Source organism: Neisseria sp. Ec49-e6-T10 (assembly GCF_051132615.1).
Lineage (GTDB): Bacteria > Pseudomonadota > Gammaproteobacteria > Burkholderiales > Neisseriaceae.
This window is the reverse complement of record NZ_CP152375.1, coordinates 2,868,539-2,881,918: the sequence shown is the minus strand read 5'-3', so window position 1 is coordinate 2,881,918 and position 13,380 is coordinate 2,868,539. Positions and strand designations below refer to the sequence as shown.

Here is a 13,380-nt window from a genome sequence, read left to right as displayed (position 1 = left end):
TGAACATATTATTAGTATAGCTTATTGTTGTTTTGACACTTGAGAACAAATATCGTTCACTGAGCGTGCCGCCATTACGAATAAAGCAGCAATGCTTTTAAGAAATAATGTTAATGAATTTGCCCATTTAATTACATTAGAAATGGACAAATTACTGAGTGAAGCTAAAGGTGAAGTGTTACTTAGCGCTGATATTATTGAGTATTATGCACAAAATACAGAAAAGCTACTGGCACCAAAAAATTTGAAACAATGTTCTGGTACAGCCTATATAAAAAACAAACCTTTAGAGATTTTACTGGGTCTTCAACCTTAGAACTTTCCATTCTACCAATTGGCTCGATTTGCCGCACCCAATCTTATGGCAGACAATGTTGTTATGATCAAACACACCAGTTGTGTACCACAATGTGCTATTGCATTTGAAAAACTATGGTTATCAGAATTTTTTGGATCTGTAACATTAATATTTCATGTTAAAAACGAAAAGGATAAATTTCTCTTTAATCCCTTTTGTCGCTTTTTTTAAATGAACTGATTGCCCTATTCCTAAACTTTCTAAAAATCAACACAAGCACAATTTATTTACTTCTCAGAGCCCATAATACGCTACTGCCCAATAGAGCAGAAAGAACAGACGCAGAAAATATCGCAATTTTAGCAGCAGCAAGATCACTTTCGACCAACAATGCTTGACTTGCGATAAACAAAGACATGGTAAACCCGATACCCGCAAGAGAGCTTGCTCCCATTAATTGTAGCCATGTATATTCTTTTGGCTTATCTGCCAATTTAAAGTGTACAGCTAAAAAAGCAGATAACACGATACCAAATGGTTTGCCTATGACCAGCCCAAATATAATGGCCATGATCAACAGTATATGTTCGTTAATCACCCCAAATGAAATCACTACGCCCGCATTGGCAAATGCAAATAAAGGCAATACAACATAATTAGACCAAGGGGTAACTTTGCGTAACAAATAGTCCGCAGGCGCTTCTAAACGTTTTAAAATATTACCTAATAATGATGACAGTGCAGATGCCTCTAATTGATTTAACGTTGATGTGATGATTTTTTGCGTGGGCTTGTTTTTTTTATACAACCTTATTTGGTTGTCTCTCAAGGTTTTATTAGACATAATGGAAGATGCCTGATCCATCAACATTTTTAAATTTGGCGCTTTTTGTATTGGAATCAATAAGGCAAGAATAATACCCGTCAATGTTGCATGCAAACCAGACTGATAAATACAAAACCATAAAATAATACCTAAAATGACATAAGGCAATAATCGATAAATACGGAATCTATTGAGTAAAAACAGAATACCAGTAACCAAAAGTGCGTTACTCATAAATAGAACATTATGATTATCTGAATAAAAAACAGCGATGATTAAAATTGCCATAATATCATCAACAATAGCTGCAACCGTTAAAAAGATACGCAACTCAACGGGTACAGCCTTTCCCATCACCATAATTAAAGCGATAACAAAAGCTGTATCAGTTGCAATAGGAATCCCCCATCCATGCATCCATATACCAGAAGGCACAATCAGTAAATAAAGAATAACGGGCATAATCATACCGCCTATAGCACCTGCTATGGGCAATGTTGCAGATAATCTATTGGCAAGACGACCATTCGTTAATTCATGTTTAATCTCTAAACCAACAATAAGAAAAAACAAAGTCAATAAACCATCATTTACCCATTCATGTAAGGTGAGATTAAAAACAAAAAGCCCTAGATTTAGCCCAAAATTCAATTGCCAAAATTGTTCAAAAGCAGGACCAAGTGATGAATTAGCCAAAATAATAGATAAGATAGTGACTGATAATAAAATCAAACCAGTAGATGGTCCCCAACCAGCAAAATCATAGGCAGCTAAATGAACACGATGTCCTAAAGAACCCTGTACAGCATCCTTAAAAGCACGCTCATCCCATAAGCCTAGATACTGTCTGCCATTAATAAAGAAAGCTGGCGTCATTTTTACACCATCAAGATGAGCATGTTGAATGTCAGTATCAACTTTCAATTTAGCTTTTAATGCTTCTATTGTTTGGTCTTGATTATTAACACCATATTTTATGGCAGTCGCTTCTAAGTCTTCTTCTGTTAAATGATTAGAATAAGCCATTAACTCAACATGTACCGTCCAAAATAAGTCCGGTGAAATTTGTTCTATAATTTGTGCGGCACGATAAGCCAATTGATTATTAGGTTCTGGGTTATGCCTAAAGACATAACAAAGATTCTTACCCATATTATTTTGAATATTGGCAATATGTGTTTGGGTTTCTAAATTTAAAAAAGAAGCATAGCTACCATACTCAACAAGTACAATTGGGGCATCAACTCCACCCAAAATATGATCATGCTCATCAATAGATTGTTTAACGTTTTCTTTGTTTTTCATCTGTATTTTTCCCAACATATTTAGCGCAACTGATCAAAATTTTAAAAAAACTATTTTTCCTTTGACATGCCATAAAATAATTTTTTACTTAATAATCATAATCGCTAATTACAATGAATTAATCTGTGCTCTAGCATACATAACGCCACAAATAAAAAAGGAAAATTATGGGTTAACTGATTACATTTTACAAAACAAAACCCAATAATATTAATAATATAAAAAAATTCATTAAATTACCCCTATTAACCATAAATCAATAAATATCGGCGATTGGTACTCTAACGCACAGATAAAATATTAATTAAATTTGATAATGTCTCATAAGACAATAGTGTTAACAGGCAAGGAAGGGAAAACTGGAAAACACATCTTCACTAACAAACAATAAAACCCACACATTTAGGAGATATTCATGAATAAGTTAATCATTTCGTATGACTTGGTCAGAAAAAACAGCCAATATTATGCCAATATTATTAAAACAATTAAAAGTTTTGGTGAAGCTAAAAAAATTCATCTTTCTAGCTGGCTTCTTTTGACAAGAAACACAGCTGACGAAGTAAGCTTAGCGATAAGTAAAACCATAGATCTAAATGACTCTATCTTTATAGGTACGTTAAACAATTATCTTGCCATTGGCTTACACAAAAACAATCAAACTGGCTACACATTTATTAAAGATTTATGGGACAGTGCAAATTATGAATACGACAACACACCAACCAGACAAATTTTTCATCAAAATTCAAATACAAAATAAACATGTTAGAAGTATTTAATAACATTTATTAAATATATTTTCATATCAATTCATTTAAAAATATAAGAGGAAGATATTATGAGCACCAATACTAATATTATAAAAAGTTTTTTTAATAGACCTTTAGCCACACCAACAGACTTACCGCCTCAATCAGCTAAGAGTATTGGTTTGATGATGAACGCTATTTTGGCCGATGTTTTTGCTTTATATTTAAAAACAAAAAATTTTCATTGGCATGTGAGTGGCCCACATTTTCGAGATTATCACTTACTATTTGATCAACAGGCCTCCGAGCTTTTGGCAATGACAGATGAGATTGCCGAGCGTATTCGAAAAATTGGACAACCTACTTTACGTTCAATAGAACATATCGCTAATTTGCAACGTATTTTAAATAATAACGCTGTTTATGTTGAGCCTTCTGACATGCTTGCTGAATTAAGGGAAGACAATCAAACGCTGACTTTTAATTTACGAGAAGCACATAATGTGACCAGTCAGTTTCGCGATATAGCCACATCCAGTTTTATTGAAAATTGGGTTGATCAGGCAGAGAGAAGAGCTTGGTTTTTATTTGAAGCTGCGCGTATGCCAGACAGTTCAAATCATTAACTTTCTTAAAAACATATTTTCTATAGCCTATTTTTATTCAAATAAAATAAGGAACACGATAATGGAAACCTATACTTACACAATCAATCAAACAGGTCTTATGGAAATTAAAACCTTACTCTTAACTTATGGTAAATCGATTTATTTGCCACAGCAAAAAATATTATCTGTTGCACAAGAGGTTAATCTAAGTTTGAGGCAAGGCCAAGGCGCTCAATTCACACTTGCCCATTTTGAAAGCAAAAACGGCTTGACAATTCAATGCCATATTACAGACACGGGCTTAGATAAAACCAAAATAGATGTACTGGATGTACAAGGAGCAATAGGTAATTAATGACAACAACGATTATGTTGACGAATACTTGCAAAAATTATGCCAGTAACAATCTAAAATAATTGACCTTGAACAAATAGTCTTTATTCTATTGCGTTCAAGGTCATGATTTACCTGAATGAACAAAAGACATTTAACCAAGAAATAAAACTTCTCTTACAATATGCTAGTAAAGTAATCATACAAAAAATTGTCTACTTTGGATCAGACTGAATTATACTCTACCATCTTCAGATACAGATCTAAGTTTTAAAAATGCAGACACAATTAAATTCTCAAACAAACATCCAATATATACAACAACTTAATACAAAAAAGTCATAAACAACGGCAACAATCAATAGCTTCAGTATTCTTTAATTTATCCCCTTTTACAAACTGAAATTAAATTAACAACATTATCCATAATAATCGCTTATAATCACAAAAGAAAACACCAACCCAGTTAACTGAAGCAATTTGCTTTGATGGCATAAAAAATGCGTATAACTTTAATGAAATTTCCAGCACTTTTCTGTGCCACCATCTTTATGCTTATGGGCTCCAGCCTATTTATTACCTATATAGCATTAAACTTAGACCAAAAGCAAGTCAGCTCTGTTTGGATAGGGGGCATGATTGCTGCTTATTATATTGGTATGGCATTTGGCGCAAAAATTGATAATATCATCATCTCTCATGTTGGGCATATTCGCACATATGTCGCTTGCGCAGCCATCAGCACGATAACGGTATTGCTCCATTTACTATTTGAATCACTTCCTTTGTGGCTGATGTTACGTTTTATTATGGGTATGGCTATGATGGGGCAATTTATTGTCATTGAAAGCTGGCTTAATGATCAAGTAGAAAACCATCAACGTGGCATTATTATGGCAGGCTATATGACAGCCAGCAGCTTTGGGCAAGTTGTTGGACAACTACTTATTGGTAAATTTCCTCTATTGAGTTTTAAGCCTGTATTACTGGTCGCAATTTGCTTTTGTATTAGTCTGATCCCTGTTGCCATGACTCGTCGTATGTACCCTGAGCCCCAAAAATCTGTTTCAATGGAGCTGACTTATTTTATCAAACAAATTCCTCAGCCATTGATTGCGGTTTTAATTAGTGGCATTTTTGTTGGCACAATTTATGGCTTAGCCCCTGTATATGCCAATCAGGTAGGATTAAGCAATATTCAAATCAGTTATTTTTTATCAATGATCATGCTCGCTGGCGCGCTGGCTCAATGGCCAATGGGTTGGCTTTCTGATAGAGTAAATCGTGGGCTATTACTTCAGAAAAACACACTTATTTTTGCTATTTTAATCATCCCATTATGGGGTATATTTTCCCTATCCTATTCTTTTTTGCTTATTTTCGCATTTATACTGGGCATATTTGCATTTACCTTTTATCCCCTATCGGTCTCGTTTGCCAATGATGACATTGACCCAGCTAAACGGATTTCACTTAGCACACTAATGCTGGTTACATACAGTATAGGTGCCAGTATGGGGCCAATTGTCATTGGCTTAATCATGAAACTGAACTCAGGTGCTTTATTTATTACGTTTTCTGTAATCAGCATTTGCTTTAGCTTGTGGCTAAAAACAATCAGGCAAAATAATTCTAAAAATACTCTGCCAAGTTAATTAAACAAATTAAGCCTCAACCCTAATTTTCTATACAATATAGGCTAGTTTATTACCCCTTAACTGCTTAGTATGTCTTTTAATATATTGGATTGTGCTTCAAAAGCACGAATAAAATCTTCAGTTCCAACCTTGCTATTTTTTGCTGAAGTAACAACCAATTGTAAACCTGTGGAGGTTAAGCCATATCCAATACCTAATCCATCATTCTCTACTGGTCCAAAACCAAAAAAACGAATAAAGGGAGCAGCAATGGAACTGGTAGAAATAGTATTATGTATCAGCTTTTGCCAACCAGTATCATTAAATAGTTCTGGCAACTTTGAAGTGGGTGTATTATTTAGCATAGACATATAATATAAACCAGTCATATGCCGCTCACTGCCCATACCTTGTTGACAACGTTTTAACCGTGCTTTATGTGCCTGTTCCATTAAAAGAAAAGAAGCCTTTAACGAATCTTTTGATACGCCACCAGTAAAACTTTGCTGGATAAACGAAGCCATTTGTTCGGTTAATGGGCGCGCGCATTCGGTTCTACCTTGATAAAAGCCACGAACAGCAACGGCTTCATAAACAGAAACCATCTCTTGACTCAACTGATAATAAGCTAACTGCCAACAACATTGTAAAAACGCATCAGGGCTGCATCCTAATCCCTTAATTTGTTCACGGTTAATATCTGTATTTTCATAAAAAGAACGGCCAATAGAAGCATAATCGGCTTGCTGTTTTTGATGCCAATATTTTAATTGGTCACTTAATGAAGGATTAATCTGCCATTTTAACTGGCGAAATTGTGGTTGAATTAAATGATGTTCACTTTGCAAAACAGTTTGTGCATTCTCTTCATAAACGCATTGAAGTAAATAAAGCCATATTCCCGCATCACAGCCTGAGTGTTCAATGTTAAGGCCTATATGACCCGCATCATCAGCAATAACTTGAAGAGACTTATCATACCATCTATTTTCAGTTGGCCCACCAAGTAAAGTATCAGCAAATGGCTGTGTTCCTGGTTCATCAAGACAAAGAGTAAAAAGGCTATGCTCTAGGTCTCTCAGGCTTAAACGGTTTTGAAGATTAGAACAAAGCTCTTGGCGAATTAAAGCAGCTTCATCCCGTGTTGCAACACACATGGCACCAATTGGCACGTTCATATCTGAGTTAGACATCGCATCGGTACGAATATCTTGCAGAACACTGGCTAAAGCATTGCTTGTAACAAACTGACCACTAACATCAGAAACACAAAGTAAATACCAGTATCCACGACAGACGACTGAAATACAAATCTGCCCTTGTACTGAAACAGGCATGAGCATATCACTATTTAATGCAGCTATACGGCTGTATAACATATTATCTAGCTGATCCATGCTCAAGCATTGACCATGCACCACTTCGTTGGGTATTTTATTCGTGGCAATAGCCTGAAATTGTCGACAAAGGGCAAGCAAAAAAGTAGCCAGTTTGACATTAGAATCATCAATACCCGCAATCATCTGCTCAGTTCTTAATTCAATGAAATAATTAACATTAAGAGGCAAAGAAGAACGACTAGAAAGATAAGACTCGTCCCAAAAGGGACGAAGCCAGCTATTCCCTTTTGCTAAAATATGACGATACTCTGATAGCTCCTGCTGTAATGTAGCAGCTTGTATAGCCACAGCGTCCGCGGCAACACAACTTTGCTGCCAAGTGACATCATCAACCAATGGCTTAATCAATTCTTTTATTTGATTGATGCTTTCTTTCAATTCAGGTAAAGGAAGTGCCGGTAAAGTACAATCATTAGAAAATGTCATCATAATTTCCCCTTATATTTATGATCGAAAAAATATTGTTTTATTTTGATAATAAACCACGTTTTTGGAGAAACTCCTGAGCCACATCATGTGACGAACGCCCTTCAACATCTACGGCATAGCTTAAGTCTGTCATAATTTCATCAGAAAGCTGACCACCAAGCTTATTCAATACTTCTTCAAGATTTGGCGCGACATCTGCCATACGTGGCATTAAATCATCGCGTACCAATAATGCACCATTATATTCTGGAAAAAACTGACGATCATCTTTTAGAATCTTTAATCCTGCTTTTCTATTTAAACCATCTGTTGCATAGGTTACGGTAACATCTATATTACCGCTTTGTACTGCTGAGTATTTAAGCCCAAGATCAATAGGTTTACTCTCTTTGAATTTCAAACCATAAAACGATACAAAAGGGTTAAATTTAGCACTGCCTTCTTCACTAAAAAACTCATGCTCTGCCCCAAAAACCAAATTTTGAGAAACAGGGATAAGATCACTAATGGTATTTAAATGATATTTTTCAGCAATTGCTTTGGGTACAGCAACAGCATAGGTATTATTTAACCCAAGCTTTGCAAGTAAATGAACGTGTTTTTCTTTTGAAGCAGTTTCATTGACAAAATCGTATAGATTAACGCCCTCTGGAACCTGCGACGGGTCAAGATGTAAAAAAGTCGTCAAAAGTGTCCCATCATAACTGTTCATTAAATCAGCATTACCTTTAACCAACTCATTAAAACTATTGACTGGAGACATTTCATCTTTGATCTGTACTTTAAGGTCAGTTTGGTCTTCTACCAGAATTTTGACCATCTGATGCATCAATCTCATTTCAGCAAATTGTCCATCGTAAATCACCAGAGTTTTACTTTTATCTTCTGCTGAATCACATGCGCTAAGAAATGCCATACACGCTAAAACCAACAATCCAGTTATCCATTTTTTCTTTAAATTTATTATATTCATCATTATTCATCCTTTTGTTATTGTGGTACAACCATCAGAAATTTGTTTTACGGCGCAGCAAGCTTTTCTCGGCCAAACTCATCAGCATATCAATGACGATAGACATCACCATTAAAGATAATGTGGCATATAAAATCAGGCGCATATTCTGAATATGAATACCACGATAAATGACTCCTCCTAACCCACCACCACCAACAAATGTCGCAAAAACAGCAACCCCAACAGCAGTCACCGCAGCAATACGAATACCCGTAAAAATAGTCGGAATGGCAAGCGGAAACTCTATATGAACTAAGCGATATATTCTGGTCATTCCCATACCTATAGCAGCTTCTTTAATAGCAGGATTAATTTCAGTTAAGCCCAAACAGGTGTTGTATACAACAGGCAATAAGGAATAAAGGACAAGGCCAATAATAACGGTTGGTTTTCCTGCACCCAAAAGAACCATAATCATGCCCAAAAGCGCTAAAGCAGGGATTGTTTGCAAAATATCAACAAGAAACAAAATCAGTTTTCGAAAGCTCTTTTGAAAATAAGCCAATACGCCTAAAGGGACCCCTAACACAATGGTAATCAAAGTAGACACAACAACAATAAAAAGATGTTCCCAAACCAAACTCCAGTTCATAGAATATCCCTTCTTAGGACAGCAGGAATCATGACTCTTTTGAGCACATCAATTAGCCCACCTAACACAATGGCCATAATTGCCGCAGGAATAGCACCTGCGATAATAAGCGTATTATTGTTTGTGCTGACACCAATATAAATAAAATCCCCTAACCCACCTAAGCCAATCATAGATGCCAGTACAGCCCAACTGACTGTATAAATGGTAGACATACGTAGTCCATTCATAATGGCTGGCAGCACTAAAGGAATCTCTACTTTTAATAAGGATTGGAATGATGTCATGCCACAACCAATGCTGGCTTCTTTATATGTGCTGGGCACTTCAATAAGGCCAGTATAGATATTTTTTAATATGGGGAAAACGGCATAAATAGCCAAAGCAACAATAACTGTTATGGGTTTCATGCCAAGAATCAAAAACAACAAGCCAATAAATACAATACCAGGAATCGTTTGCAAAACTGAGATAAGGGGAATGAGATAACGTGCAACTTTTGGAATACGGGATAAGGCACATCCAAGCACAAGGGCAATGATAAAAGCAATAAATACGGAAACCAATACAAACATTAAATGTGTGCCAACCGCAACCGCAAGTTTGTAACCATAAAGGGAGAAGAACTTATCCATTATCATCCCTCCAAACGATCTGTGCCAAAGCTTTTGCAACACTTGTCCTTGTGAGAATACCCGCTACATTATTATTGCGATTGAGCACAACCAGATAACTCTCGCTTGAAGACAATAAAGCATCAAAACATGATTGTGCGTCCTCATCCACATACACAACCTGATGCTCATTATAAATAAGTGATTCAATTCCACGCGTTTGCTTCGCGTGCATGATGCTTTTGATCGATACAGTACCAGCATAAGTCATATCATTATTAACGACAATTAAAGTGTCGATATTATAATGTTTCATTTTATTAACCGCTTCGCTCAAACCACAGTTTCTAAATACTTTAATCACATTACGTTGCATCACATCTGATGCTGATTGCGGGGCAGATTCGTTATCATCGGAACGTTTGCCCATAAATTCACGAATCATAGAATTGGCTGGATTTCTCAGCATCTCTTCTGGCGATGCCATTTGCACTATTTTACCCGAGTCCATAAAGACAATAATATCGCCCAATGCCAAAGCTTCATCCATATCATGGGTCACAAATACGATTGTTTTTTGCAGCCGTTCTTGTAAGCTTTTTACTTCGTCTTGAAGTGTCATCCGAGTCATCGGATCCAAAGCACCAAAGGGTTCGTCCATTAACACTATGGGAGGAGAAGCTGCTAATGCCCGCAAAACACCAATTCGCTGTTGTTGACCACCAGACAGTTGTGTTGGGTATTTATGTGCAAACTCACTATAGGGCATATCAACCAGCTCAAGTAATTCATGCACAATTTGCTCACAACGAGATTTATCAAATTTCAGTAGTTTTGGGACAACGCTAATATTTTGCGCAATAGTCATATTTGGAAACAGGCCAATATGTTGGATCACATAACCTATTGAACGACGTAGCTGAATACTATCAACTTTGGAGATATCTTTTCCATCAACATAAACCGCACCATTATCAGGTTCAATTAGTCGATTGATCATCTTGAGCATTGTTGTCTTCCCACATCCACTTGGGCCGATCAATACAATGAATTTTCCCTTAGGTAATTCAACGTTGAAGTCGTTGAAAATCGTTTTGCTTCCATATGTCTTATTTACATGTTCAAAACGAATCAATGGCAAACTCCTTTTGGTTTAAAACGCCTAGCGACGAAGCAAGAATAACGATTAATCAATAAAAATGATTATTAAAGTGTTAATTGATATTTACGTGTGCTTTAATGAAACATGCAAATCTTTTTTAAGATTTTTCTAAAGATAAAACAACTCAACAGATTGTAATACAAACAAAATAATTACGAAATTACTTTTCTATTATGCATAATTTTACCTAAGTTTGTCAAACTTAAATAGAATATACCAAATGGATCGTACTCAATTAAACTCAATCTTCGTTCAGGTTTTTCATCCTATTAGATCAATATAACTTAAGATACTTTCAACCAAACAATTATTTTCCATTTTTTTTAAAATCAACAAATTAAAAAGACAAATGATCATAAAAATCTTGCATATTCATACAGGTATTTTATTCATTAACCTTCTATTTAATCATTTGTTTATTTAATATATTTTTTCTTCCCCTTTTGGCCTTGTTTTAAAGCGCTTATGCAACCAAAAATACTGCTCTGGTTGTTGCAAAACCTGACTTTCAATAAAATCATTCATTCTTTGTGTGTCTTGATATTCATCATTTGTAGGAAAATTTTGCCACGGAGGATGAAAAGTTAAAACAAATTTATTCTTTTGTCGTGTTGCGATCAGTGGAATAATTGTGGCATTGGTTAATCTGGCTAATTTGTTTAAACCAGGTGTTGTTGCTGTTGTGACACCAAAAAATTGTACAAAAATGGAATCTTTTTCACCAAAATCCTGATCAGGCAGATACATCAGAGGCGCTTCTGGGTGATTTTTCATCACTTTAATCAAATTTCTAAAACCTTCTTGGCGAGAAACAAGATATACACTGTTATATCGATGACGATATTTATAAATGGCTTGATCGATTACTTGATTTTTTTGATGTGAATACATACTGACAAAAGGAACATCCTGATTCATTTTATTGCCACACACCTCAAAAGCGGTAAAATGAGGATACAATAAAATAATATTTTTTTTCTCAGCGAGCATTTCATCTAAATAATGCTTATTTTCATAAGAAACTAAATTAGAAATCCGCTTGGCGCTTCCATACCAACAAATACTGTACTCAATATACAAAGCCGCCATATGGTAAAAATTAGCTTGTAAGATTTTTTTTCTTTTATTGTCTGACCATTGAGGAAAACAAAGTTTAAGATTAATCTCTCCCACCCTACGCCGAGAACGAAAAAGATAAAATGCACTCCAGCCAACACAACGGGCAATCAGGTGAAGCATGGTAATGGGTAAGAAATGAAGCAGGTAAAGGACAAACAGAGCAATTTTCATGACTGTACCTTTAACCCAATATTTGGCCGCTTAAATTAGTATAAATAGGCAATCGTTTTTTCTTTCTATCTAAAAGAAGATGCTTACTTTATTAATAAATTTCTTAAATTTTATTCAAAGAGTAATTCATTAAACAGAAAAGAAAAAACTCTCAAAGATGGAACACAAGAAATAGCTTAAATAAATAACACAGTCAATCAATTTACTTTAAATATTAACTCAAGCAACAAAACGTTACCTAAGTTAATATCACTCAAACAAATATCGTTAAAACGCTTACATCAATACGACATCAAAAGCACTCATTACTTTATGACCACGTTCAACTTTAAAAGCAACTTTTTGTCCATCTTCTAACTTTTTATATTGTTTTGTTTGCGCTTTATCTAAAAGCACAATATCCCAAACCACTTCTTTTGATCCATCAGAAGGGATGATCAAAGCTAAACCTTGATCGCGATTAAACCATTTTAAAAGTCCAATTTTATTTTTAAAATTCATAATATTATCCTTATTATATTTTTTATAGATAACCTAAGAACAAAGAACATCAATAATGATTGGCTTGACTATTTACTAAAGCTAACAAAAGAAATCCAACTAAAAAGAATACTTCTAGAAGATAAAATTTTGATTCGAACTACTTAGTGAAAAATTTAGATCAATACATCTTTGGCTTAGGCCTTTAGTATTAATACCATATATTTAATAAAAACTCAAGTTTATATTTTCAACATGATTGTTTTTTCAAAGAATACAGCCATTCCTAATAAGCTATTGTTGTATTTTTCGCTCATTTGCTATTTTGAATAGGGTTTCCTATCAAGTAATCAACGCACCATGTTTGATAATCAAAGGGATTAAAACCGATGCACTCTTTAACCTTATTTTTCGGAAAAACCAATTTTTGTCCTGACATTGCCTCATAAAAGTGAGTATTATCTTCCCCATAAAGCTAGTACTCACCTGAACCTTCATTATCAACGGTTACTCTAAAAGTAAAAACTGAAGACTGCTCAGGAATATAATACCCCCTTGCGGCAATAAGGCTAATGACATTACCAAAAAAATAACTGCACATCAGAATAACTAAAAAAACGATTATAAATAATAATATA

At 34.9% G+C, this 13,380-nt stretch carries 14 protein-coding genes; 5 read left to right on the top strand and 9 right to left on the bottom strand.

The genetic code is table 11. The features are described from left to right. The first annotated feature begins 91 nt into the window (after window positions 1-91). Window positions 92-316, top strand: coding sequence for an aldehyde dehydrogenase family protein (locus AADH04_RS14300; protein ID WP_434777947.1), 225 nt, complete (start codon window positions 92-94; stop codon window positions 314-316). Window positions 317-581: 265 nt separating this feature from the next. Here AADH04_RS14300 and nhaA read toward each other — a convergent pair whose 3' ends face one another. Further along, window positions 582-2,429, bottom strand: a complete 1,848-nt coding sequence (gene nhaA, locus AADH04_RS14295; RefSeq protein ID WP_434777946.1) for a Na+/H+ antiporter NhaA — start codon at window positions 2,427-2,429, stop codon at window positions 582-584. 415 nt (window positions 2,430-2,844) lie between these two features. On the opposite strand from nhaA, the gene AADH04_RS14290 reads away from it, so the two are divergent. The 4 genes from AADH04_RS14290 (at window position 2,845) to AADH04_RS14275 (ending at window position 5,778) form a co-directional block, all read left to right on the top strand. Next, the gene (locus tag AADH04_RS14290) at window positions 2,845-3,192 is read left to right on the top strand and encodes a hypothetical protein (protein WP_434777945.1); all 348 of its coding nucleotides are present in this window, start codon (window positions 2,845-2,847) and stop codon (window positions 3,190-3,192) included. Between the two features lie 78 nt (window positions 3,193-3,270). Next, window positions 3,271-3,807 (top strand): Dps family protein, encoded by a 537-nt coding sequence (locus tag AADH04_RS14285; protein WP_434777944.1) that lies wholly within the window; start codon window positions 3,271-3,273, stop codon window positions 3,805-3,807. Between the two features lie 61 nt (window positions 3,808-3,868). Next, entirely contained in the window at window positions 3,869-4,144 is a 276-nt protein-coding gene (locus AADH04_RS14280) for a hypothetical protein (protein WP_434777943.1), read from the top strand. A gap of 479 nt (window positions 4,145-4,623) precedes the next feature. Beyond that, the gene (locus tag AADH04_RS14275; RefSeq protein WP_434777942.1) at window positions 4,624-5,778 is read left to right on the top strand and encodes an MFS transporter; all 1,155 of its coding nucleotides are present in this window, start codon (window positions 4,624-4,626) and stop codon (window positions 5,776-5,778) included. A 59-nt stretch (window positions 5,779-5,837) separates the two neighbouring features. On the opposite strand, the gene AADH04_RS14270 is transcribed toward AADH04_RS14275, so the two are convergent. The 8 genes from AADH04_RS14270 to AADH04_RS14235 all read right to left on the bottom strand — a co-directional run bounded on the left by AADH04_RS14270 (window position 5,838) and on the right by AADH04_RS14235 (window position 13,343). Beyond that, window positions 5,838-7,589, bottom strand: coding sequence for a choline/carnitine O-acyltransferase (locus AADH04_RS14270; protein WP_434777941.1), 1,752 nt, complete (start codon window positions 7,587-7,589; stop codon window positions 5,838-5,840). A 37-nt stretch (window positions 7,590-7,626) separates the two neighbouring features. Beyond that, entirely contained in the window at window positions 7,627-8,565 is a 939-nt protein-coding gene (locus AADH04_RS14265; protein WP_434777940.1) for a glycine betaine ABC transporter substrate-binding protein, read from the bottom strand. Window positions 8,566-8,596: 31 nt separating this feature from the next. Then, window positions 8,597-9,196 carry an ABC transporter permease gene (locus AADH04_RS14260; RefSeq protein WP_434777939.1) on the bottom strand — a complete coding sequence of 200 codons (600 nt, stop codon included), beginning with the start codon at window positions 9,194-9,196 and terminating at the stop codon, window positions 8,597-8,599. Next, window positions 9,193-9,831 (bottom strand): ABC transporter permease, encoded by a 639-nt coding sequence (locus AADH04_RS14255; protein ID WP_434777938.1) that lies wholly within the window; start codon window positions 9,829-9,831, stop codon window positions 9,193-9,195. The genes AADH04_RS14260 and AADH04_RS14255 overlap by 4 nt, the downstream gene beginning before the upstream one ends. Beyond that, on the bottom strand, window positions 9,824-10,945 hold the full coding sequence (locus AADH04_RS14250) for a betaine/proline/choline family ABC transporter ATP-binding protein (protein WP_434779859.1): 1,122 nt from the start codon (window positions 10,943-10,945) through the stop codon (window positions 9,824-9,826). Before AADH04_RS14250 ends, AADH04_RS14255 begins: the two co-directional genes overlap by 8 nt. 447 nt (window positions 10,946-11,392) lie before the next feature. Further along, entirely contained in the window at window positions 11,393-12,262 is an 870-nt protein-coding gene (locus tag AADH04_RS14245; RefSeq protein ID WP_434777937.1) for a lipid A biosynthesis lauroyl acyltransferase, read from the bottom strand. Between the two features lie 276 nt (window positions 12,263-12,538). Continuing rightward, window positions 12,539-12,763, bottom strand: a complete 225-nt coding sequence (locus AADH04_RS14240; RefSeq protein WP_434777936.1) for a cold shock domain-containing protein — start codon at window positions 12,761-12,763, stop codon at window positions 12,539-12,541. Between the two features lie 454 nt (window positions 12,764-13,217). Then, window positions 13,218-13,343 (bottom strand): hypothetical protein, encoded by a 126-nt coding sequence (locus AADH04_RS14235; protein WP_434777935.1) that lies wholly within the window; start codon window positions 13,341-13,343, stop codon window positions 13,218-13,220. Between the last annotated feature and the right edge of the window lie 37 nt (window positions 13,344-13,380).